This is a genomic window from Pedobacter terrestris, from assembly GCF_052343045.1.
GTDB lineage: Bacteria > Bacteroidota > Bacteroidia > Sphingobacteriales > Sphingobacteriaceae > Pedobacter.
In genome coordinates, this window is sequence record NZ_CP180264.1 from 1,429,729 (window position 1) to 1,454,097 (window position 24,369).

Below are 24,369 nucleotides of genomic sequence, written 5' to 3' on the forward strand. Positions count from 1 at the left end.
AATAATACGTTCTCTACCCAACTCAATGAACAGAAGATCATTTATTCAAAAAACAGGCTTATTAAGCACTTCGCTGTTTGTTAGCCTAAAATCTGTAGCGTCTTTACTGGCTGTAGATGGCATCGTTTCCGGAACGGTTACCAGTAAAGGAAAAGCACTTGCTGGCGTTGTTATTTCTGATGGATATAGCGTCATCCAAACCGATAAAAAAGGCAATTACGAAATCAAGTTGCACGAGCTTGCGCGTTTCGTTTGGATTAGTACGCCCGCGGGTTATGAATTTAAAACAGAAAGCAGTATTGCCCGCCATTATTATAAACCTGATACAGCAGGCAAATTGAATTTCGATCTTAAACCTTTAAACCTGAAAGACGAAAAACACAATTTCATCATCTGGGCGGATCCACAGGTAAAAAACAAAAAAGACGTAGCGCAAATGATGGAAACTTCTGTTCCAGATACAGAAAAAACAGTTCGCGCTTTAGGTAACATTCCGGTACACGGCATTGGCGTTGGCGATTTGGTTTGGGATAATTTCGATCTGTTTCCGGCGTATGATGAAGCTATAGCCAAAATTGGTATTCCATTTTTCCAGGCCTTGGGAAATCATGATCAGGATTACAGACAAGGAGGAGACGATACATCAGACCGCACTTTTCAGGCGCATTATGGTCCAACATATTACTCTTTTAACCGCGGTAAAGCACATTATGTAGTTTTAGATGATGTCCGCTATCTCGGTACAGAACGAAATTACGACGGATACATCACACCAACACAGTTGGAATGGTTGGCAAAAGATTTGAAATTTGTTCCTAAAGATGCATTGTTGATCATTTGTTTACATATTCCGGTGCACAACCAGGTAAAAAATAAAGAAGATTTTTATGCCGTAATTAAAGACTTTAAGAAAGTACACGTCATGTCTGGCCATACCCATTTCAACCAGAATACAATCAGCAACGGTGTTTTTGAGCACAACCACGGAACGGTTTGTGGCGGTTGGTGGACAGGCCCAATCTGTGAAGATGGTACGCCGCGCGGTTATGGTGTTTATGAAGTAAATGGAACAGATTTGAAATGGTATTACAAATCGACAGGAAGAGACCGTAAAGAGCAGATGGATATTTACGTAGATACGCTAACCAATCAGAAACGCCTGATTGCCAATGTTTGGAATTATGATCCGGAATGGAAAGTGGAGTATTTTTTAGAGGGTAAATCCATGGGGCCAATGTTGCAGCAAGAAGGTTTAGATCCGCTTGCAGTTAAACTGTATCAAGGCGATAAATTGCCGCAACCGCGTGCTTTTGTAGAGCCAAGATCTACCAATCACTTATTCATTGCACATTTTTCGCCCGATATTAAGCAGGTTAAAGTTGTTGCAACCGATCGTTTCGGCGAGAAATTTGAAGCCGAATACAAAGCATAAAACAATGTCTTTATGTTCTGGCAGGTCCTGCTTTCTGCAACCTGCCAGAATTTTTTCTTGCCTGGTGCTTTTATGCGCAAACAAGGCAATATTCACAATCTTTCAACTTTTCAACAAAAATGCCGTAAAAGGCATAATCGTGTTATCTTTATAGCTTTTGAAAATTAATTTCAGTTTTGGCTAAGGATACGAATAAAGAAACCCCATTAATGCAACAATACAACGCAATTAAAGCGAAGTATCCTGGTGCATTGTTATTGTTTAGAGTTGGCGATTTTTATGAAACATTTGGGGAAGATGCAGTAAAAACTGCCCAGATTTTGGGCATCGTTTTAACACGCAGAGGCACCGGGCCAAATGGCGGTGCTTTAGAGCTTGCCGGTTTTCCGCACCATTCTCTTGATAATTACTTGTCTAAACTGGTTAGGGCTGGGCAACGCGTAGCCATTTGCGATCAGTTGGAAGATCCTAAAGCCACCAAAACTATTGTAAAACGTGGTGTAACAGAACTGGTAACGCCCGGAGTTGCCTATGGAGATAATATTGTAAACCAGAAATCCAACAATTATCTGGCTTCGGTTTTTTTCGATAAATCCAATATCGGTATATCTTTTCTCGATATTTCTACCGGCGAATTTCTGATTGCGCAAGGCAGTGCCGATTATATTGATAAACTTCTGCAAGGATTTAAACCTACAGAGGTTGTTTTTCAGAAGTCTAAACGCCAACAGTTTATAGAACAATTCGGCGATAGGTTTTACACCTTTGGTTTAGATGAATGGGCATATACCAGCGATTATGCCAATGAAACCCTAACCAAACATTTCGATGTAAACTCATTAAAAGGTTTTGGAATAGATCGTTTGCAAAGTGGTGTTATTGCGGCGGGTGTGGTACTGCATTATCTTGGCGAAACGGAGCACCGGAATCTGCAACACATTACATCAATCAGTCGTATTGAAGAAGACCGGTACATGTGGCTGGATCGTTTTACCATACGGAATTTAGAACTCGTTCATTCACCGAATGAAAATGCCGTAACGCTGTTTGATATTTTAGACCATACTTGTACGCCAATGGGCGCGCGCTTGCTGCAAAAATGGATCATTATGCCGCTTAAAGAGTTGAAACCTATTCAGGAACGTTTAGGAATGGTCGATTTTTTTGTGAGCAATACAGAACTTCAACAAGAATTTTTAACGCATATTAAACAAATTGGCGATCTGGAACGCCTCATTTCTAAAGTAGGTTTGCAACGCGTTGGGCCAAGAGAACTGGTGGCGCTAAAACGTGCGTTGTATCATTTGGAATCGGTTAAGAAACTCGCTTCAGAATCTAAAAACCCTTTCCTGATAAAAATTGCAGATCAGTTAAATCCATGTCTGGCGATTAGAGAAAGGATAGAAAAAGAACTTCAGCAAGATCCGCCGGCCTTATTAATTAAAGGAAATGTGATTGCTGATGGGATAGATGATGAGCTGGACAGGTTGCGTAAAATTGCTTTCGGTGGTAAGGATTATCTGGTTCAGATTCAAAAACGCGAGGCCGAAGCCACAGGCATTCCATCTTTAAAAATTGCTTTTAACAACGTTTTCGGGTATTACCTTGAAGTTACACATACCCATAAAGATAAAGTACCCGAAGGCTGGATTCGTAAGCAAACTTTAGTGAATGCAGAGCGATACATTACGCCAGAACTAAAAGAATACGAAGACCAGATTTTAGGCGCCGAAGAAAAAATACAGGCTATAGAAATTCGGTTGTATAACGAGTTGATGTACGAAACGGCAAGTTATATAAAGCCAATTCAGCTCGATTCATTTCTGATTGCCCAGCTGGATTGTTTGTTGTGTTTTGCTCAACTGGCAGAAAAAAACCACTATAACAAGCCAACAGTAAGCAAAACCAAAGTTCTGGATATCAAAGGTGGTCGTCATCCGGTTATAGAAAAACAACTTCCGGTAGGTGCAGAGTACATCACCAATGATGTGTATCTGGATTCTGAAAGTCAGCAAATTATAATGATTACCGGCCCCAATATGGCGGGTAAATCTGCCATATTACGGCAAACTGCGCTGATTGTTCTAATGGCGCAAATGGGTTGTTTCGTGCCGGCAAAAGCTGCTGATGTGGGTATTGTAGATAAAATATTTACACGCGTTGGCGCGTCAGACAATATATCGTCTGGAGAAAGTACATTCATGGTAGAGATGAATGAAACTGCCAGTATTCTGAATAATATTTCTGAAGACAGTTTAATTTTGCTGGATGAAATTGGCCGTGGAACGAGTACATACGATGGAATTTCCATTGCCTGGGCCATTGCAGAGTTTTTGCATCAACATCCTACAGCCCGCCCTAAAACCTTATTTGCTACCCATTATCACGAGCTGAATGAGCTGGCCAACACCATGCCGCGTATTAAAAACTTTAATGTCTCGGTTAAGGAAATGTCTAACAAAGTGATTTTTCTGCGTAAACTTGTCCCCGGAGGAAGTGAACACAGTTTCGGTATTCATGTAGCCAAAATGGCCGGTATGCCGCCGAAACTGATTCAGCGTTCCAATGAAATTTTAAAGAAACTGGAGATAGACCGTACAGAAGGGCAGAGCATTAAAGACAGCATAAAAAAGGTTCAAAATCAGGCGTATCAGTTACAGATGTTCGCGATAGATGATCCGGTTTTGGTAAAAATTCGCGATACACTGAATAACCTTGATGTAAACGCACTTACGCCGGTAGAAGCTTTGCTCAAGCTGGATGAAATACAACGTTTAATAAAAAATTAAATAAAGCCCATGTTTTCGGAAACTTAGTTCCTGATGCATGGGCTTTTAGGTTTAAAGATATGATCATAACGACACTAAATTTCCGACGCCCATTACACCTGCACAAACCTCATTTGCTGTGTTTATTGATGTTCTGTATGATTTTAGCTTCTTGCGGAAGCAGGCGCTATACCCCAAAAAGCGATACAAAAGCCGCCAAAGCTGCAGACGCTATGTCTAATTTGAAAAGCAAACAGTTGTACCGCTTTATAACAGAGTGGACAGGCGTAAAATACCGTTTCGGTGGCTTGGATAAACGCGGAATTGATTGTTCTGGCTTTGCCTATTTATTGGAAAAAGAAATCTACGGCATTACACTTCCACGCATTTCCCGCGATCAGGCGAATGCCGTAAAACGGAAAAATCAAAACAATTTGAATGAAGGCGATCTGATATTTTTTGCTTTTGGCGGAGGCGACGTTGATCATGTAGGCATTTACCTCAATAATGGTTTTTTTGTGCATGCCAGCACAACCAGAGGCGTAATTGTAGACGATCTTACTTTGCCAGCCTACCAGAAAGCTTTTGTTAAATCGGGCTCTGTAAACTAAAATTCATCTTATTGAACATAAAAAAACCTGTTGTAAACATTTCCAACAGGTTTTGTTATAACCGCAAATTCGGCTTATATCGTTTCGGTATGGATAAACCGGTTTTTTAGATCCAATGAAATTTCTTCCGTAATGGAAATAATGTGATCGGGTTCATTGGTATTGTTTTGCACCACTTTGTGACTGGTTTCTTTATACGGCAAAAGGTATTCTTTATAAGCGGGCATTACATGCTGATGCCATTTATACAATACATCTTCTTCCGGGTATCCGCGTTCCAATCCATCGCGTTTAATGCGGCGATCCAAAGCAATTTGCTCATCAGCTTCGATAAAGATTTCATAATCCAGTAAAGCTGCAATTTCTTTGAAATGAAGAATAAATAATCCTTCAACAATAATAATAGGGGCAGATTTGATTTCGAGAATCTTTACCACAGCGAGCGGATTGTTAAAGTTGTATTCTTTTTTATATACAACTTCCCCGTTTATCAGCTGTTTTATATCGCGCAGAAATTGATCGCTATCAATTGTAGAAGGCAAATCAAAGTTATACAGTTTATTTTCTTCCTGGGTCATTTCTCCGGCAGGAATGTAATAATCGTCCTGAGATACCAGTGTAACTTCATCTTGCTTAAAATGATGAAGGAAACAGTTTAAGAAAAAGGTTTTGCCAGATCCACTACCTCCGGCAATACCAATAATAAATGGTTTTTTAATCGAACTCATTGAGCACTCTCGTTATTGTAGGTTATGTTGCAGAAAAATCTTTTATCCAGTGCACCTAGCGAATCTGCAACGGCTTTTGTAACCACAATGATAACATCTTTTGTGGATTCATTCTCAGTAAATTTACCAACAACCTTTGCAAAGGTAGATCTGTTGGTCATCGGGTTAGTAATTTTAATGATGCGGCCAACGGGAGCAGTACGGTGTAAAACTAACATTTTAGAGCTATCAAGCTCTTTATCGGCAATCCACACTGCCGTTCCTTTCTCTTCCATCTGGCTTAAACCATATACACTTGGATCGCGGCGCAATTTCGGATCTTTAAGTGTATCGGTACTGTCGGGATTGTCTTCCTGGTCTTCTTTAGAAACTTCATTTACAGAACGTGCCTGCGGCGGTTTCGGAATGGCCAGTTTTTGTCCAACAGTTAAGGTATTGTTATTGAGTTTATTCGCCAGGCGAATCTGATATGCCGTTAAACTATATTTTTTCGCTATGCTGAAAATATTTTCGCCTGTAGCAACCGTGTGGATAAAACTTTCTTCTTTTGGTTCTGCAACGGGTGTTTTAGTCACCGGCACTGTATTTTGTTGTTCCTTTGGTACTTCAACAGCAGTAACAATTCCTCCAGGTACTTTTAAAACCTGACCAATATTTAGTGTATTGTCAGACAGGTTATTCATACTGCGAATCTGGTAAGCTGTAATGCCATACTGTTTGGCAATGGTGAAAATGGTTTCGCCTTGCGTAACGGTATGCGTGCCCGGCTGATCATTTGATTTCACCATATGGTTGCCAGAATTTACAGGTTCTGCTGTAGATACAACCTTATTTTCATCGATATTTTTTGTAGCAGGAATTTTCAGTTTCTGGCCAATCCGCAGATTGTTTCCAGTTAATCCGTTTGCTTTTTTAATAGATTCTACCGTAGTTCCATACTTTTCGGCAATTTTGCCTAAAAATTCTTTTGCCGCAACCGTGTGCTCAATAATTGTTTCATCGGCATTTGCAGGCTGCTGAACAGGTGTTGGTTCTACAATTGGTGTTGTGCTTTGCGCAGTTGTGGTAGTTGATACTTGTACGGTATTGTTTTTGGGTTCAATTTTTAAAACCTGGCCAATACTCAGATTATTGTTGCTTAAATTATTCAGGCTTTTAATCTGGTTTACCGTGGTGCCGTATTTCTCTGCAATAAGGTTTAGATTTTCTTTTGCAGAAACAGTATGTGTTATAAAGGCAACGGCTGGCGGATTTGAACTGTTATTGCCAATAACTTCATCAAATGGTCTTTGAGTAGGCACTTTAATGATAACACCAATTTGCAGGTATTTATTTTCATTAAAAGCCATAATGTCTTTTGGCGCTACATTGTATCTTCTTCCGATAGAATAATAGGTGTCTTTGGCGACAATCTGGTGCACAATAACCTTTTTTCCTTTATTGTTTTCTACACCGATGGAGTCTCTAACTGCACTCGCCTTAGCATTGGCGATGTTGATTGCCAATAGAAGTACAGCAGATAAATATATTTTTCGCATTTATGTTGATATAAATTTTATTGTCAAGGGCAGCAATATTACGAATAATATCCCTAAACCGATTAAACCTGACCAGGGCTTTTTAATGCGCCCTAGCTTTCCGTTAAGTTATCGATTAGTGTATGTTATTCATATACAAAACTTTGTAAGAATTGCCTGTTTTTATTTACCCATATTAAACGAATAGATAAAAAAGGTATTGTTTGAAAAGCAGATTTATCGCAAACTTTTATTCAAAGCGATTGTTTTAGAACCGTTACTTAAAAATAAAAAATATGAACGCTAAAGAAATAAGCTTGAACGAAACTGAAGTTAAGCCAGTTGTTGATCTTCTGAACGATTATTTGGCAAATTATCATATCCATTATCAGAAACTGAGAGGTTGCCACTGGAATATTAAAGGGCAGAATTTTTTTACCCTTCATGTAAAGTTCGAAGAACTGTATACCAATGCCCAATTAACTATTGATGAAATTGCCGAGCGTGTACTTACGTTAGGAAAACCGCCACATAGTCGTTTTGCAGACTACATCAGCGAATCAAAAATCAAAGAAATTGATACTATAGGCATGAAAGATTTGGATATGGTTGATGCTTTGCTTGATGATATGGCGAGTTTAATTGAACTGGAACGCGAGCTGCTCGAAGAAACAGCAAAAGCCGGAGATGATGGTACAAATGATATGGTAAACCGTTTTATGCAGTTTAAAGAGAAAAATACCTGGATGTTGCGTTCATTTGCGGGCAAGAAATAACTCAACTTTAATTTAATACCTTTAAACAAAGCCCGATGTGTACAAAATTTGTATGCATCGGGCTTTTTAGTTTTTCAGATAGTCTAAATATTTATCTTTGGCGCATGGCATATAAAAGTTTGGCAGAATGTGTTGCAGACCTCGAAAAACATGGTCACCTCATCCGTATAAAAGAAGAAGTAGATCCGCATTTAGAAATGGCGGCCATACATTTAAGAGTATACGAGCAAAAAGGTCCTGCTTTACTTTTCGAGCGTGTTAAAGGAAGTCCGTTTCCGGCAGTTTCCAATTTGTTCGGCACATTAGAGCGCTCTAAATTTATTTTCAGAGATACGCTTCCAAAAGTTCAGCAATTGGTGGCTTTGCGTTCAGACCCAATGAAAGCGTTAAAAAGTCCTTTCAAATATGCTGGTTCGGCCATGTCTGCTTTATCGGCTTTGCCACTTAAAACCCCTTCTGCGCGTAAAAATTTCTATAAAACCGCTGTTAGCCAACTTCCACAGATTGTGAACTGGCCAATGGATGGCGGGCCATTTGTAACCATGCCACAGGTATATACAGAAGATGCGGAAAAGAAAGGGGTGATGAATGCAAATGTAGGCATGTACCGTATTCAGCTTGCCGGAAATGAGTATATACAAGATCAGGAAATCGGGCTTCATTACCAGATTCATCGCGGTATTGGCGTACACCAATCTAAAGCCAATGCAATGGGTTTGCCTTTAAAAGTGAGCATTTTTGTTGGTGGTCCGCCATCGCATCCGCTTGCTGCGGTGATGCCGCTCCCGGAAGGTTTATCAGAACTTACTTTTGCAGGCGCTTTGGGCAACCGCAGGTTCAGGTATTTTTATGATGATGAAGGTTTTTGTATTTCTGCAGATGCCGATTTTATCATCACCGGAACCGTTTATCCAAATGAAAATAAACCTGAAGGGCCTTTCGGAGATCATTTGGGATATTACAGTTTAACGCATCCTTTTCCATTGATGAAAGTACATAACGTTTATCATAAAAAAGATGCCATTTGGTCGTTTACGGTTGTTGGCCGGCCACCACAAGAAGATACCAGTTTTGGTGCATTGATACATGAAATTACGGGTTCTGCCATTCCGCAAGAAATCCACGGCGTAAAAGAAGTGCATGCTGTTGATGCTGCAGGTGTACATCCGCTACTTTTTGCTATTGGCAGCGAACGGTATACGCCTTACCTTAAAGAACGCAGACCACAAGAAATTTTAACGATTGCCAATCATATTCTCGGAAAAAATCAGCTCAGTTTAGCCAAATATTTGTTTATCGCTGCGCGAGAAGATGATGAAAAACTCAGCACACACCATATTGAAGCGTTTTTAACGCATATTCTGGAACGTATAGATTTTAAGCGCGATATTCATTTTTACACCAATACTACCATTGATACGCTGGATTATAGCGGAGACGGATTAAACAGTGGTTCTAAGGTAGTTGTTGCTGCTGCCGGCGATAAAAAAAGGACTCTTTGGAATCAGTATCCTGAACAATTGGATTTGTCTGCCTCTTTTTCCGATCCACACGTTGCGATGCCTGGCGTTTTGGTGCTGAAAGCCGAAGCATATAGCAGTGCCGAGAAAACCGCGGCAGAGATTGCTGCGCTGAATATTTCGCTTATTGATCAGGATTTATCTGGTTTACCATTAATTGTTCTGGCAGACGATGCGGCGTTCACAGCAGAAAATATGGACAATCTGGTTTGGGTAACTTTTACACGGAGCAATCCGGCAGCAGATATATATGGAATAAACGATTTTACCATCAATAAACATTGGGGGTGTAAAGGATCGCTGATTATTGATGCCCGTAAAAAACCGCATCATGCGCCAGAATTAATTAAAGATGCTGCAATAGAAAAACGCGTAGACCTCTTGGGCGAAAAAGGCGGCCCATTATTCGGGATTATTTGAGTTGCTGATTTGAAATAATATGCTGATTTTTAGATATACATCTATTTATGTCTCTAAAAATCAGCTCTTCCTTTATTTTGCTTTTTCTATTCATTTTGAACGGAAATGCACAGCAGTCAAAGATAGATTTCATTTTTTAAATCTTTACCCAATACAAACTTTTACTGTTCTAAAAATCGAAAAATCAGCTTAACTTCGGGACATGAGTTACAGGCCTACCTATAGAGCTGCAAACACAATTGCACCAACCATAGAGCAACATTTTATTAAGTTACATACCAACGCAATTGCACAGGGCGAAGAAGATTTGGCAACACTGCCCGATGCCAAAACTATTGAAACTTTGATAGATGTAGCTTTTTGGAGCAGCTTGAGAAAAGAGGAAGGCCACTCTCCACGTATTTCCATCGCGTTTATGCCACCAGACCAGACGTCAAAACCTTTGATGTTTGCGAAAAAACTGGCATTAAATGCAAACACTTTAACTAAAATTGCACCCGGAATAGAGCGCTCTGGTATTCACCTTGGCGTTTGGAAAGAGGATGATGAACTGTATATCTGGGGCACAAGTTTAAACATCCCGAATTTTTGTTTTGTGGTAGATGTTTCCGAACCGGGATTAATAGTAATTAAACACAGAAGAATTTACGGAATTGGTAAATACACAAACGTTGCTGTTTTAAAGGGCGAACAGATTCGCATTGTAGACGATACGAGTTGTAAAAATCGCGATTGTCCGCCTGTTTTAAAAGCATTGTTGGATTTAACCATCGTAGCCAGCTGGAATGATCCGATTAATATTTTGATTCAGTTGGCCGTTTCCATGCGTGGGCATGGCCGCGGCGGCGCTTTACTTATCGTTCCAAAACATGATACACTTTGGTCAGAATCTATTATTCATCCAATTCAGTACTTAATTGAACCTCCATTTTGCGGTTTATCTAATTTGGCCAAACAACACAGCAACCAAACCGATATTTTTTCGCAAAGTGCCATACGAAGGGAAGTAGACCATTTGGGCGGACTAACCGCGGTTGATGGCGCAACAATTATTAATGATCAGTTTGATGTGATTGCTTTTGGTGCTAAAATTGGCCGGGCAAAAGGAAAACCCACGGTAGAGAAAATTGCTTTTTCTGAGCCGATTGTAGATGGAGAAGACAAAATTCTGTATCCTGGCCAACTTGGCGGAACGCGGCACTTTTCTGTCGCACAGTTTGTAAATGATCAGCCGCAGGCAATGGGTTTGGTCGCTTCACAAGATGGGCACTTCACTATTTTTAGCTGGAGTACACAACAAAATATGGTTATGGCACATCGCATTGAAACCTTACTTTTGTAAACACGCAAAAATAGCGCTGTACAGTGAAAAAGGATTTTGATGATTGCGGATAAAACACAACTTATTGCCCAGGCTTATACACATCAGCCTACCAAAGAACAATTGCAGTTTTGCGAAAAGATGGCAGCATTTCTTCAGCAAGATGATGAATACCGTTGTTTTGTGCTTAAAGGTTACGCCGGTACCGGAAAAACCACTTCTGTTGCAGCACTGGTGAAGGTATTGTCTAAATTTGGCTTAAAAAGTGAATTGCTGGCACCAACCGGAAGAGCCGCAAAAGTAATGAGCCAGTACGCCAACCGGCAAGCATTAACTATTCATAAAAGAATTTATAGGAAAAGATCTGCGGCAAGTCCGGAGATGCAGTTTCAGATTGCGCCCAACCTTTCTGAATACACATTGTTCATCATTGACGAAGCTTCAATGATTTCTGATGATTATAACGATACCGGTTCATCTATCTTAATGGATTTGTGCGAATTTGTTTACAACGGTAAAAACTGTTTCCTTTTGTTTGTTGGCGATACCGCACAGCTTCCGCCGGTAGGCAGTTTGGAAAGCCCGGCATTGAATGAGAAATACCTGAAGGATAAGTTTGATTTGGGCATTACTTCGATAGAATTAAAAGAAGTTGTCCGGCAGGGTAAAAAATCGGGTATTCTGGCCAATGCGACGATGTTGCGCAATCAGATTTCTAAAAACCCGGACAAACCTTTACCAAAATTCCTGACGAAATCTTATACCGATATTTTTAATATGACCGGCGCGCGGATGGTAGAAGGATTGGAATATGCCTACCGCAAATTCGGTATGGAGAATACGCTCGTCGTTTGTCGTTCAAACAAATCCGCAAATGTATATAACCAGCAAATCCGTTCGCGTTTGTTGTATCGCGAAGAAGAAATTACCGGAGGTGATCAAATTATGGTGGTACGCAACAATTACTTTTGGTTGCCAGATAACGAAGAAACCTCCTTTATTGCCAATGGTGATATGGCCAAAGTTATTCGCGTTAGGGGAGAAGAAGAACGTTATGGTTTCCGCTTTGTAGATGCAACGCTGGAATTTTTGGATTTCCCCTCAGCCGGACAAATCAGTTGCAAGGTGATGTTGGATACCTTGACGTTAGAATCGGCAAACCTTCCTTATGAACAGAATAAACGGTTGTTTGATGGTTTACAGGAAGACTACGCACACATTGCCAATAAACGCCAGCGAATGCTCGCCATTAAAGAGGATCCATTTTATAATGCGTTGCAAATTAAATTTGCGTATGCGGTTACGTGCCATAAAGCACAAGGCGGGCAATGGGATGCCGTATTTGCCGATCAAGGTTTCCTGACGGAAGATATGGTAGATCTGGACTTTCTCCGCTGGTTGTACACCGCTGTTACCCGCGCCAAAGAAGAACTTTATCTCGTTAATTTTGCGCCGCAATTGTTCTCAAAAAGTGCGCAGGAAGAGAATTTTTAAGAAGCCCATAGCGGAGCGCGCAGGCAGAAGACTTAGCAAACAAACATTTTAATCATTTGCCGTGCTTATCATTATAGATGATAAACTTTCCGCCTTTTTCAGCTTTAGTCTTTAAGCTTTTGCTTTCCATCTTTCTTAAAACAAAACTGTGACACAAAAACGTCTGATGTTTGTTTTTAACATCGTATGTTTGTGCCATCATTTTAATTATGAAAACAGAAGGCAAACTTTTTGAACGAATATCATCGGCCATCCGCGATGACATTCAGCTTGGTAAATTTAAGGTTGGTGAAAAACTTCCGTCTGAACCTGCATTAATGGTGCGGTATGGCGTGGGCAGATCAACCATCCGCGAAGCAATAAAATCCTTGAGTTTAAGCGGCATTCTTAGCGTTCAGCAAGGTTTTGGTACCTTGGTAAACTCCACTTCGGCAGAACCGATAGAACAAAAATTACGACACTCCAAGTTTGAAGAAGTAAATCACGTTCGGTCTATCCTCGAAAAAGAAATTGTGCAACTTGCAATCCAACACAGAACAGTGTCCGATTTAGAAAAAATGCAGACTGCACTGCAGAAAAGACGTTTAGGCATAGAATCCGGCCAACGGCAAGAGGTCATCAATGCTGATATTGAATTTCATATGAGCATTGCAAAAGCCTCGGCAAATGCTGTTCTCGCTGATTTATATGAGAGTTTTACCACCATCATTCGTGATTTTTTCAGTAAACGGGCCAGTTCCGGTATTGCCCATTTTGCAATGAGTCATTACCTGCATGAAGAATTGTTCATGGCGATAGAGCAACAAGACAGCAGCGCAGCATTAACTGTAGTCGCCAATATTTTAAACAACAATCACTAAATAATATATTATGTCCATTTTAACATTTACACTAATCCTTTTATTGGGTGCCTATTTGGCCGGATTGGTTGGTTCGCTAACCGGTTTGGGCGGCGGCGTTGTAGTAATTCCATTGCTTACGCTCGTGTTTCACGTTGATATTCGTTACGCCATCGGGGCCGCATTATTGGCCTCTATTGCCAATTCTTCTGGCGCAGCAAGTGCTTATATCAAAGAAGGGATAACGAACATCAGGCTCGGTATGTTTCTGGAAATTGCCACCACAGTCGGCGCCGTTGTAGGTGCAATAATAGCAATATACACACCAACAAATACTATTGCGATTTTATTTGGTGCAGTGCTGCTGTTTTCTGCCGCAATGACACTTAGGAAGAAAAACCAGGAAGCAAATACAGAAGGCAGTAAACTTTCGGCTTTGCTAAAATTAGACAGCAGTTATCCTACGCCGGCCGGAAAAGTTTCATATAAGCTTAAAAACGTAGGCGGTGGTTTTTCTATTATGGCAGTTGCTGGTGTGATGTCTGGTTTATTGGGGATTGGTTCTGGCGCGTTGAAAGTGTTGGCAATGGATACCGCAATGAAAATTCCGTTTAAAGTGAGTACAACAACAAGCAATTTTATGATTGGTGTAACTGCGGCCGCAAGTGCTGTAGTATATCTGCAACGTGGTTATATGGACCCAGGAATTGCTTTTCCAGTGGTTCTGGGAGTTCTTGGCGGCGCATTTACAGGAGCCAAATTGCTGACAAAAATTAACCCGTCTACACTGCGGATCATTTTCTGTATCGCCATTACGTTCGTTGCACTCGAAATGATTTATAACGGTTATCAACATAATTTTTAATCAAAAGAAATATGAAAAATCTTATTCCAGACCATCTTCTTCAGGATAAAGACGTAGAAAAAATTGTAGGTACCTTACTCAGAATAGGCGTTTTTACGGCCAGCTTTATTGTTTTAGCTGGTGGAGTTTTATATCTGATACAATACGGCGGACTTTCCAGACCAGACTATCATACTTTTAAAGGAGAGGAAAGCAGCTTCATTACTTTTGATGGTATATTTTACGGCTTATTTACGTTTAAAGCCATGGCGATAATACAGTTTGGTGTTCTTTTGCTGATTATTACACCGATTCTGCGGATTTTATTTTCGCTTTTTGCTTTTATTCTGGAACGCGATAGGTTATATGTGATCATCACTTTAATTGTTTTGGCCATTATTTTAGCCAGTACTTTCGGCGGATTAAAGATTTAAAAAAAATCTTCAGTTTTAATTCTAATATCGGATTATGCAAAAGCGCCAATGTACCCGAAGAAAAATTCTATTTAGCTATTGGCTTTGTAATGAGTTGTTTCTGGCTTTTGATTGGATAGAAAGGTCGTTTTTTTAAAATAATCCACTTTTTTATTTTGCAAATGCGCTAAAGCTTTCTATATTTGCAGCCCGTCCAAATAGGAATGCCCAGATGGCGGAATTGGTAGACGCGCTGGTCTCAAACACCTGTGGGAAACCGTGCCGGTTCGACTCCGGCTCTGGGTACGCAAAAAACCTTCGAGAAATCGGAGGTTTTTTTGTTTTATGCATCAATAGGAAAAATTGGTCAATCTTTAAATCAAAAATCCGGGCAAAACAAATGATATTCTTAAATTTAGATGTAATGTATTTTGTTTGGCAGATACAATTTTATTTATTTAAGCTTAATTTTTAAGAATCAATTTACAAAATGTCTGAGGTGTGGTTTTTACAAATGTGTAAAAGAACACTAATTTTTGTTTGTAGGTTCTCGTGGCAATTAACAAAATCGTTTTCGCTTAAACCCATTAATCAAATATGTTTTACAATCGAGACTTTAGTAGAAAACTCCTTTTTACAATTTCTTTGGTGACTATATTTTTTTGTTCCTGCAATCCGCAACAAAAAAATACACCCAATATAAGTCCGGTTGAAAACACAGATACGGTAAGTACTTACAGGCCAAACGCTATGGTTCGGGATATTATTCAAAGCAGAAATGGCGACATTCTATTTGCTGCTTCACGGAAGGGAGTTTTTCGATATAACGGAAAATCATTTACCAATATCACAAGTAAAATTGGCCCTCGTAGGTTCTGGAATATTTTGGAAGATAGCCAAGGAAACCTTTGGATTTCTACCACAGATTCGGGTGTATACCGTTACGATGGTAAGTCATTTAAGCATTTCACCACCAAACAAGGCCTTGTCAATAATGCAGCCAGTGCGGTTTATGAAGATCGTAAAGGTATAATTTGGTTCGGTACGGGAGGAGGTGTTAGTCGGTACGACGGCAAAACCTTTCGCAATTTTACCACTAAAAACGGACTGCCACATAATGCTGTCCATACTTTTATGGAAGATAAAAGTGGCAGGTTGTGGATTGGAACAGATGGTGAAACGTCCTTTTTCGATGGTCAGAAATTTACGGTTTTAAGAAACCAGAATGGTAAAGCATTTACCAATGTTTGGTCAATTGTAGAAGACCAGAAAGGAAACGTATGTTTTGGGGCAACCATAATCGACGCGCTAAATGGAAATAAAAAAATGGTTTCCGTTGGTCTATGGCGTTACGACGCGACCACATTTACAAAAGTTACGCATAAAGCAGTCTCTTCAATGATTAAAGATAAAAGCGGAAATCTTTGGACTATTGGCAGTTTGCATCCCAACGGTGTTGGACGCTGGGTACTTTCTCGCTACAATCCAAGTTCACTATACCAGAACAATCCGAATGTAACCGAAATCTTTTCGATTGAAAAAATGCTTTGCGGCATTCTGGAAGCCAATGATGGTTCGATCTGGTTTGGATCATTAAATGGTGTGTACCGATTTGATGGAAAAAATATCGCTGATTTTAAAGATAAGGGAAAGAAAGATGGTGAAAACTCGATGTCTCTATCTTCGGCGACAAACAAGAAATAAATGCTCGCTGAGCATCTTCAACGATAGGGCGTTTTTTTCGCTTGCGGTTTATTGAAAAGCATTGCCCGGCTGCGGTAACAGACCAATACATTTCGCTGTGTGCGTACAGAAAAATGAGGTCTGTCACCGGCAGATGAGCGGGATGAGCGTATCAAAAACTACAATAATTTATCCGTTTACCAGAAGTAAACAGCCGAAATGTTTGTCCGGTTTCAAATGCAGGTCTACCGTTGCATTCTGTTTGTTTTGAACTTAAATGAAAACTACCGTTAATAACTTACAGCTTTCCTCCTGCAAATATAAAACATATCACCAAATGGTGATAAATTATTTGAAAATCTTTCAGTAAATTTCGATCCATAAAATTAAGCGTTTATGAAAGCTAAAAATCCGGAAGGTTTATTGCGAAATAAAGAGCAGAGCAAGCAAAAATTTCTGAATGCTGTAGGCAAAATAATTGATAATAAAGGTTTTGCCGGTTTGAAGGTTAATGATATTGCCCAGGAAGCCGGATTGGATAAAAAGCTGATGTACAATTATTTTGGCGGGCGGGATCAGTTGATTGATGAATACATTCGCTCAAAAGATTTCTGGAGCAATGTAAGTGAAGAAAATGCCGAACCTTTTTTTGGAGACGGAGGAAAAACTTTCACCAAGAATATGCTGCGTGAGCAATTCGATTATGTGTTCAAAAATAAAGAACTACAGAAAATTTTGCTTTGGGGATTATTGGATAATAGAAAAGCGCTTAAAAACGTTGCAGAACAACGTGAGCAAAGTGGTGCCGTTTTATTTGAAAACATTACTGATCCACATTTTGGCCATCAAGCCAAACGCTTCAGAGCGGTTACAGCTTTACTGATTTCGGGTATCTACTATTTGGACATCTATGCGACTACAAACGAAGCTACTTTTTGCGGCCTGGATCTTAAAACCATCGAAGGAAGAACAGAAATAAAAGAAGCACTTAATTTTTTGATAGACAGTACGTATAATTTGGTCTAAATGGCTAGCTCCAAAGAAAGGTTTTTGGTGTTACCGTAATCTGTATCGCGCCTGTGCGCAATTAACAATAGCATAAGTAAATGGTTTTAACTTCAGCAGCGCTAATCTGTTTAATGTATTCGTTTAAGCTATTGCAAATACCTGATGATCAAGAACCTTGGCCTGAACATTGTGTTTATTATTCAAACGACGGTTAACTCCGGTAAAGAAGAAGCTGAAAATCTATAACAGAGTAGGCAACATTTAATTTGAATATTATGAAAATGCAAGAATTGAATTTAAACGAAATGAAAGAAATTAATGGTGGTGGTCTTTTTGGCAATAGCGATTCTGCCAGCACTGGAGGTTTAGGTGGTGTGTTGAATATTGGTAATTTATTATCGTTTTCAAACAGTACACAAGACGGAGACGAATCAAGCAGTTCATCTTTTTCATTAGGTAATGGTATCGGCGGAAATTTAGCAGGTATTTTCGATAGCTTAAATTCATAACTGAGCTGACCTAATTAATAATAATGAGGGTGTCCGGTACGGATGCCCTTTTTTTTTTGCCTTGTTTACAACTGTATTGAATAATCGGTTCGCTCAGAAATCAGTTAGTTTTGCGGCTCTCTGCCGGGCAGCTCACTTTTAATAGAAAAACGGGCTTAGCAGGCCTTGAAATGCTTTTTTTACGTAGAAAGTGCTATAGGTTAACTGATGGCAAACATTTATATTTGGCTGGGTATTCTACTAAGATTGCCTTAAAATCTGAAACCAAACAATATATGATATCGACACAAGGGGGATCTACCGAACAGTTTTTGTCTGGTGGAGGCGAAATGGGCAAGCTGATCAGATCGATGGACTGGTCTAAAACCGCTTTGGGCCCAATAGAAAGCTGGCCTCAAAGTTTACGTACTTCGGTAAGTCTTTGTCTTTCTTCAACATTTCCGATATTAATTGCCTGGGGCCCAGAAACCATTCAGATTTACAATGACAGTTACCGCCCAATTTGTGGCGCCATGCATCCACAATCTATGGGCATGAATTTCCGGGTTTGCTGGGAATCTGCACTTGAAGTTGTGGGGGATAAATTCACCCGCGGACAGCAAGGAGAAGGCACATATATTCAAGATCAACAAATGTTTTTGCAACGTTATGGCTATCTGGAAGAAGCCTTTATGACTTTTTCATTCGCGCCCATACGCGATGAATCTGGTGGCGTTGGCGGGATTTTCCACCCGATTACAGAAACCACTGATAAGATGTTGAGCGCGAGGCGTACTCAGGTACTTCGCGATCTTGGCGCATGTATCAATAAAGCCAAAAGTATTGAAGAGATTGTACGCGAAACCGAAGGTAAATATGCAGAATTTCTGTACGATTTGCCTTTTGCCCTTTTTTACCAGTACAATGCGGCGTCAAATACCGCAAATTTGCTAAGTGCATCTGGCATTTCTAAGGCTGCGCAATTGGCTTGCGATCAGGTTTCTTGTGATGAAGGCAACAGTTTATGGCCCTTTAACAGGGCTTTGCAAAATGCAGAACATGTGGTTATAGATAATCTCCAAAACCTTTTTGGCGAGTTTAGCTGCGAACCATATCCAGAAACACCACATACTGCCGTATTAATGGCTATTTATATTTCCGGCCAAGAGCAACCTTTCGGTTTTCTGGTGGCGGGCGTAAGCGCCAGAAGAGCTTTGGATGATACCTATATGGGCTTTTATGATCTGCTTGCCAATACCTATAATACAGCTGTTTCAAATGTTTTTGCCTATGAGCAAGAACAAAAAAGGGCAGAAGCACTCGCAGAAATTGACCGCTCAAAAACGGCATTTTTCAGCAATGTTAGTCACGAGTTTAGAACGCCGCTTACCTTGATGCTTGGGCCGCTTGAGGATCTTTTAAGCGGACAAAAACTAACTGAAGAAATTAAAGCGCCTGTAGAAGCTACGCACAGAAATGCCCTTAGGTTACTGAAACTCGTAAACAATTTATTGGATTATAGTCGGGTAGAAGCTGGGCGTACGCAAGCTGCCTATCAACCTCTTGATCTTGCAGAGTTGAGCAAAGATTTGGCAAGTAGTTTTCGCTCCATGATAGAGCGTGCCGGTATGCAGCTTATTGTAGATTGCGAAAACATGAACGGCGCCACGTATATTGACCGGCAAATGTGGGAGAAAATTGTACTGAATTTACTCTCCAACGCATTTAAGTATACGCTAGAAGGTACCATTACTTTAAGCTTAAAACAGGATGGGAATTTTGCCGTTCTACGTGTAAGCGATACCGGAGTTGGCATTCCGGCAAAAGAGCTTCCGCATATGTTTCAGCGTTTTCATCGCGTAGAAAACACAGCTGGCAGAACGCATGAAGGTACCGGAATCGGTTTATCATTGGTTCATGAACTGGTTAGTTTGCACGGTGGCGAAATTATGGTAGACAGTATTGAAGGTAAGGGAAGTGTATTTACAATACGTGTGCCGCTAGGTAAAAGCCATTTGCCTGATCTTCAGGTTATAGAGACTTTGAAAGAAACGGATTCCGCCGCATTAAAAGGTGCATTTATTAAAGAAGCCAACAGTTTGCTGGAAGATTCGTTGCCTGATACAGGTGAAGATTATATTGAGCAAACAGATAGTTTAGCCTCTGAGCTTGATTTTACTCCAACAAAAGAAACGCGTATTTTAATTGTGGATGACAATGGCGATATGCGCGAGTATCTGAAAAGGCTGCTTCAGCCTTATTTTTCCGTATTTACTGCAAATAATGGCGCAATCGCACTTTCAAAAATTACAGAATTTGATCCACATTTGGTGCTGAGTGACATTATGATGCCGGTAATGGATGGAAAAACCATGCTCCAGAATATTCGGACAAATCCCTTAACTCTAAGGTTGCCTGTTGTTTTTCTGTCGGCGCGTGCCGGAGAAGAAGCCCGCATAGATGGTTTGGAAGCAGGTGCTGATGATTATCTGGTGAAACCTTTTTCTGCAGCAGAATTGCTAACCAAAGTACGGGCACAAATTAAGATTTCTATGGCCAGAGGCCACGCAGAGCAAGAATTGCGTAGTTTACTTACCGATGCACCTGTTGCAATTGCGATTTACAGTGGTCCGACCCACATCGTTTCAATGGCGAATGAGCGCATGTTGCAATATTGGGGACTTCCTGCACAGGAAGTATTTGATAAACCACTTTTTGATGTAATTCCAGATTTGAAAGAACAAGGTTTTCAAGAGATGATGAATAAGGTGTTCAAAACCGGAAACCGTTTTGTTTCCGGAGAAATTCCTGTAAAGATTACCCGTGGCGGAGAAAGTGAAATGAGCTTCATTCATCTCACTGTAGAAGCACGTAAAAATGAAAAACAGCAAGTTATCGGTATGATTGCTGTAGCTGCAGAAGTTACAGAAGCGGTTATGGCACGTCGCGATCTGGAAAAAGCAACAGATACTTTAAAACTTGCAATGGAAGCTGCAAATTTGGGTACATGGCGCACCGATTGGGGAAGTGGAAACTTGATTGTTTCTGATATTGCCCGAAAAATTCATGGCATTCCATTAGAGCAGGAACTGACCTTTGATGGTACATTAGACGTCGTCGTTCCTGAACATCGCGAAGCTTTCCACCGATCTATCTTAGAAACGGTTGATACGAAAAAACCTTTCAGTCTGGATTATATGATTCAGCCCTGGGATGGCAGTAAACTCAAATGGTTAAATTCTACCGGTAAAGTAGAATTGAATGAAAATGGCGAAGTCATTGGCGTAATTGGTACTATTCTGGATATTACAGAATCAAAAGAAGACAACCAGCGCAAAGACGATTTTATCGCAATGGTAAGTCATGAGTTGAAAACGCCGCTTACATCATTAAAAGGGTATACACAGATCCTACATCGCCATGCGTCCAATCATGACGATCAGTTTTCGATTGAGAAATTAAACAAAATGATCAGTCAGGTAGAAAAAATGGGCGCCATGATTGGTGGTTTCTTAAACGTATCGCGCTTAGAATCTGGCAAAATTCAGCTCAACAAACAAACTTTTGAGCTTTCTGCACTTCTTGAAGAGATGATTCACGATGCAGAAAATAGCACCCACAGCCACAATATTGTGCTCCAGCCAACCGATGTAATAATGGTACATGCAGATCGGGATAAAATTGGCAACGTGATACTTAACCTCATCAGCAATGCGATAAAATATTCACCTACTGGCACGCTGATTCATGTAAGCAGTTTTGTAGAAGCCGCATTTGCAGTTGTACGCATAGCCGATGAAGGTATGGGCATCAGACCGGAAGATCGTGATAAACTTTTTGATCGTTATTACCGAGTAGATAATCCGCATACGCTAAATATTTCTGGTTTTGGTATCGGTTTGTATCTGAGTGCAGAAATTGTACGCAGGCACGACGGTCACATTGGGGTTGATAGCGATGGCACTTTGGGCTCTGTCTTTCATTTCAAAATACCCTTGCAATAGTCAATAATCATAATTTATATATAATGTGGACATTAATTACCAAACAATCATCTATTCATCCACGTTTTCACATCTAAGAGACTATTATTATTCTTTTAAGTTGTTTATTAAAGCGCAAAATGGCATTTCATAATTTTCAGTTATATACATGGTTTCATAATTTTGTAATCTGCCTATTTTGGCAATTCTAGGATGAGGAGATTCACCGATACAATGGATAGTCAGGCACTATTCGACATTCTTTTGCTTTCAAATGACGCTACCGCTATCTACACGGGCGAAGCATTAAATATACAGTTGGCCAATGAGGCGATGCTTAAAATCTGGGGAAAAGACCAATCTGTACACGGCATGCGTTTTGAAGATGCTATACCTGAAATGGCCGGACAGCCTTTTACAGAACTCTTGAAAAACGTTTGGAGAACCGGTGAAACTTTTTCTGCAACGGATATGGCTGCAACATTAGAAGTTGATGGCAAACTGGTTACTTCCTATTTCGATTTTAAGTATGCAGCTATCCGTAGTGAAAACGGCGAAATGTATTGTATTCTGCATACGGCTACAGATGTTACGCAGCGTGTTCTGGCCTGGAATATAGTTAGAGCGAAAGAAGAGGAAGCGGAGCTTTTAAATCAGGATTTGGCAGCATCCAATGAAGAATACATGTCAATCAACGAAGAATTAGCCGCTTTAAATGAGGAATACCATGCCACTAACGAGGAGCTTCAGGTTACGAATGAGAGACTGGAGAGTTTGAATGAAGAGTATCACAGCACTATTGAAGAGTTGGCTGCACTAAACGAAGAATATCAAACTGTAAATGAGCAACTGCAATATGCAATGGGAGAGGTGGAAAAACTTTCTGCAATTATACAAAATGCAAATACAGAACTTACCGGTTTGAATACCTCTTTAAGTGCAGAAAACTCAGCACTTAATATGGAGAACTTTGCGCTATCTATGGATGTGAAAAGGGTATTGGCACTGTTTGCAGATACACCTATTGCAGTAGCGTTGTTGCAGGGCGAAAAAATGTATATCGAAACGGCCAATAAACCCATGCTTGAACTATGGGGAAAAAATGAAGATGCACTGGGCAAACCGATTCTTGATGCATTGCCAGAATTGGACGGTCAGGTTTTACCAACCATTCTTAAAGATGTTTTTCAAACCGGAGAAACTTACCATGGCAATGAAGAAAAAATTGTACTGAACCGCGATGGTGTTCTCAAAGCAAACTACTTCAACTTTGTATACAAACCCATTATCAATACCAACGGCAATACCGAAGCTATTATGGTTGTGGCCAGTGAAGTTTCCGGGCAGGTAGAATCGCGTAAATTAGTAGAAGAAAATAATGAACGTCTATCCTTGGCGCTAACCGCCGGACAGCTTGGTTCGTACGATCTCGATCTGGCAACCGGCTTAATGGAATGCAGTGATCAATGCAAATTAAATTTCGGGATTGACGTTTCTGAACGATTTGATTTTCCGGATTTAATGCGTGCTATTCTTCCGCAATACCGCGAGATGGTAGAAGAAAGCGTGGCAAATTCTATCGCTGCCAAAACCCTCTACAATGTTGAATATCAGATTTCCTGGCCGGATGAAACACAACATTGGATAAAAGCGAACGGTACGGCACGTTACAATGACGATGGTAAAGCCATTCGTATGGTTGGTGTAACACAAGATATTACCGAACGGAAATTATATGAACAACGTAAAGATGATTTTCTTTCTGTAGCCAGCCATGAGCTTAAAACCCCAATTACTGTTCTTAAAGCGAATTTGCAACTGCTGGAACGTTTGAAAGAAAAAATACAGCCCGCTACAGCCGGAAAGTTGATTGAAAGTGCCGTAAAAAGTATGGGCAAAATTAGCGGAATGGTAGATGAATTGCTGGATTTAGGAAAACAGGCAGATGGAAAACTTGAACTGCACCGCAACACTTTCGATTTGCTTGAACTGTTAAAAAACTGTGCTTTACATGAAAGTGCTGCGGGTAAATTTGATCTTTTGATTGATGCCTTGCCGATGCAGATTTCTGCCGATGAACACCGGATTGAGCAGGTAGTAACCAACTTTATCAATAACGCAGTGAAGTATGCGCCAGAAGGAAAGCAAATTCGTCTTTTTACCGAAATAGAAGATGGGCAAGTCCGCATTTCTGTTGCTGATCAAGGAAACGGAATTCCGCAGGAGCAAATTCCTCATCTTTTTGAACGTTACTGGCAGGCCAATAAAACCAGCGGAAATACAGCTGGCCTCGGTCTTGGATTGTATATCTGTGCAGAAATTATCAAAAAACATGGAGGTAAAATTGGTGCCTTTAGCGATATTGGTAAAGGAAGCACGTTCTGGTTTACGCTTCCTTTATAACCGTTTGTATTTCAGTGAATTATGTTTTTATCTTAAACATTGATAGAAAAAGTTGAAAAGCTGATACATAAAAAAGCCGTAGATTTTTGATGATGTCTTTTCTTTGCGCAAAAAAGCATTA

17 protein-coding genes and 1 tRNA gene are annotated in these 24,369 nt (G+C 40.2%); 16 read left to right on the plus strand and 2 right to left on the minus strand.

The features are described from left to right. Nucleotides 1-25: 25 nt before the first annotated feature. The 3 genes from ACJVDH_RS06225 (at nucleotide 26) to ACJVDH_RS06235 (ending at nucleotide 4,811) form a co-directional block, all read left to right on the plus strand. The gene (locus tag ACJVDH_RS06225; protein WP_443946697.1) at nucleotides 26-1,432 is read left to right on the plus strand and encodes a calcineurin-like phosphoesterase C-terminal domain-containing protein; all 1,407 of its coding nucleotides are present in this window, start codon (nucleotides 26-28) and stop codon (nucleotides 1,430-1,432) included. 209 nt (nucleotides 1,433-1,641) lie between these two features. Then, nucleotides 1,642-4,221, plus strand: coding sequence for a DNA mismatch repair protein MutS (gene mutS, locus ACJVDH_RS06230; protein ID WP_443946698.1), 2,580 nt, complete (start codon nucleotides 1,642-1,644; stop codon nucleotides 4,219-4,221). 137 nt (nucleotides 4,222-4,358) lie between these two features. Further along, complete coding sequence (locus tag ACJVDH_RS06235) at nucleotides 4,359-4,811, plus strand: C40 family peptidase (RefSeq protein WP_443946699.1); 453 nt, start codon at nucleotides 4,359-4,361, stop codon at nucleotides 4,809-4,811. A 74-nt stretch (nucleotides 4,812-4,885) separates the two neighbouring features. Here ACJVDH_RS06235 and ACJVDH_RS06240 read toward each other — a convergent pair whose 3' ends face one another. After that, nucleotides 4,886-5,539, minus strand: coding sequence for a uridine kinase family protein (locus tag ACJVDH_RS06240; protein WP_443946700.1), 654 nt, complete (start codon nucleotides 5,537-5,539; stop codon nucleotides 4,886-4,888). Then, the gene (locus tag ACJVDH_RS06245) at nucleotides 5,536-7,077 is read right to left on the minus strand and encodes a LysM peptidoglycan-binding domain-containing protein (protein ID WP_443946701.1); all 1,542 of its coding nucleotides are present in this window, start codon (nucleotides 7,075-7,077) and stop codon (nucleotides 5,536-5,538) included. Before ACJVDH_RS06245 ends, ACJVDH_RS06240 begins: the two co-directional genes overlap by 4 nt. Before the next feature lie 275 nt (nucleotides 7,078-7,352). On the opposite strand from ACJVDH_RS06245, the gene ACJVDH_RS06250 reads away from it, so the two are divergent. From ACJVDH_RS06250 to ACJVDH_RS06310, 13 genes are all read left to right on the plus strand, one after another. Then, nucleotides 7,353-7,832: a Dps family protein gene (locus ACJVDH_RS06250; protein WP_443946702.1), complete on the plus strand. Its 480-nt coding sequence runs from the start codon at nucleotides 7,353-7,355 to the stop codon at nucleotides 7,830-7,832. A gap of 104 nt (nucleotides 7,833-7,936) precedes the next feature. Then, entirely contained in the window at nucleotides 7,937-9,772 is a 1,836-nt protein-coding gene (locus tag ACJVDH_RS06255; RefSeq protein ID WP_443946703.1) for a UbiD family decarboxylase, read from the plus strand. A 202-nt stretch (nucleotides 9,773-9,974) separates the two neighbouring features. Continuing rightward, entirely contained in the window at nucleotides 9,975-11,114 is a 1,140-nt protein-coding gene (locus ACJVDH_RS06260) for a putative sensor domain DACNV-containing protein (RefSeq protein WP_443946704.1), read from the plus strand. Nucleotides 11,115-11,153: 39 nt separating this feature from the next. Beyond that, a complete protein-coding gene (locus tag ACJVDH_RS06265) occupies nucleotides 11,154-12,587 on the plus strand; it encodes an ATP-dependent DNA helicase (RefSeq protein ID WP_443946705.1) in 1,434 nt (477 codons plus the stop codon). Between the two features lie 209 nt (nucleotides 12,588-12,796). Beyond that, nucleotides 12,797-13,447: a FadR/GntR family transcriptional regulator gene (locus tag ACJVDH_RS06270; RefSeq protein ID WP_443946706.1), complete on the plus strand. Its 651-nt coding sequence runs from the start codon at nucleotides 12,797-12,799 to the stop codon at nucleotides 13,445-13,447. 10 nt (nucleotides 13,448-13,457) lie between these two features. Beyond that, a complete protein-coding gene (locus ACJVDH_RS06275) occupies nucleotides 13,458-14,291 on the plus strand; it encodes a sulfite exporter TauE/SafE family protein (RefSeq protein WP_443946707.1) in 834 nt (277 codons plus the stop codon). A gap of 11 nt (nucleotides 14,292-14,302) precedes the next feature. Then, complete coding sequence (locus ACJVDH_RS06280) at nucleotides 14,303-14,704, plus strand: DUF1634 domain-containing protein (RefSeq protein ID WP_443946708.1); 402 nt, start codon at nucleotides 14,303-14,305, stop codon at nucleotides 14,702-14,704. A 205-nt stretch (nucleotides 14,705-14,909) separates the two neighbouring features. Further along, nucleotides 14,910-14,989 (plus strand) — tRNA-Leu (locus ACJVDH_RS06285). 342 nt (nucleotides 14,990-15,331) lie between these two features. Then, nucleotides 15,332-16,387: a ligand-binding sensor domain-containing protein gene (locus ACJVDH_RS06290; protein ID WP_443946709.1), complete on the plus strand. Its 1,056-nt coding sequence runs from the start codon at nucleotides 15,332-15,334 to the stop codon at nucleotides 16,385-16,387. Nucleotides 16,388-16,762: 375 nt separating this feature from the next. Then, nucleotides 16,763-17,392, plus strand: coding sequence for a TetR/AcrR family transcriptional regulator (locus tag ACJVDH_RS06295; protein WP_443946710.1), 630 nt, complete (start codon nucleotides 16,763-16,765; stop codon nucleotides 17,390-17,392). 257 nt (nucleotides 17,393-17,649) lie between these two features. Continuing rightward, the gene (locus tag ACJVDH_RS06300) at nucleotides 17,650-17,883 is read left to right on the plus strand and encodes a hypothetical protein (RefSeq protein ID WP_443946711.1); all 234 of its coding nucleotides are present in this window, start codon (nucleotides 17,650-17,652) and stop codon (nucleotides 17,881-17,883) included. Between the two features lie 275 nt (nucleotides 17,884-18,158). After that, nucleotides 18,159-21,866 (plus strand): ATP-binding protein, encoded by a 3,708-nt coding sequence (locus ACJVDH_RS06305; RefSeq protein WP_443946712.1) that lies wholly within the window; start codon nucleotides 18,159-18,161, stop codon nucleotides 21,864-21,866. A gap of 192 nt (nucleotides 21,867-22,058) precedes the next feature. Continuing rightward, nucleotides 22,059-24,248, plus strand: a complete 2,190-nt coding sequence (locus ACJVDH_RS06310; protein WP_443946713.1) for an ATP-binding protein — start codon at nucleotides 22,059-22,061, stop codon at nucleotides 24,246-24,248. Nucleotides 24,249-24,369 lie beyond the last annotated feature (121 nt).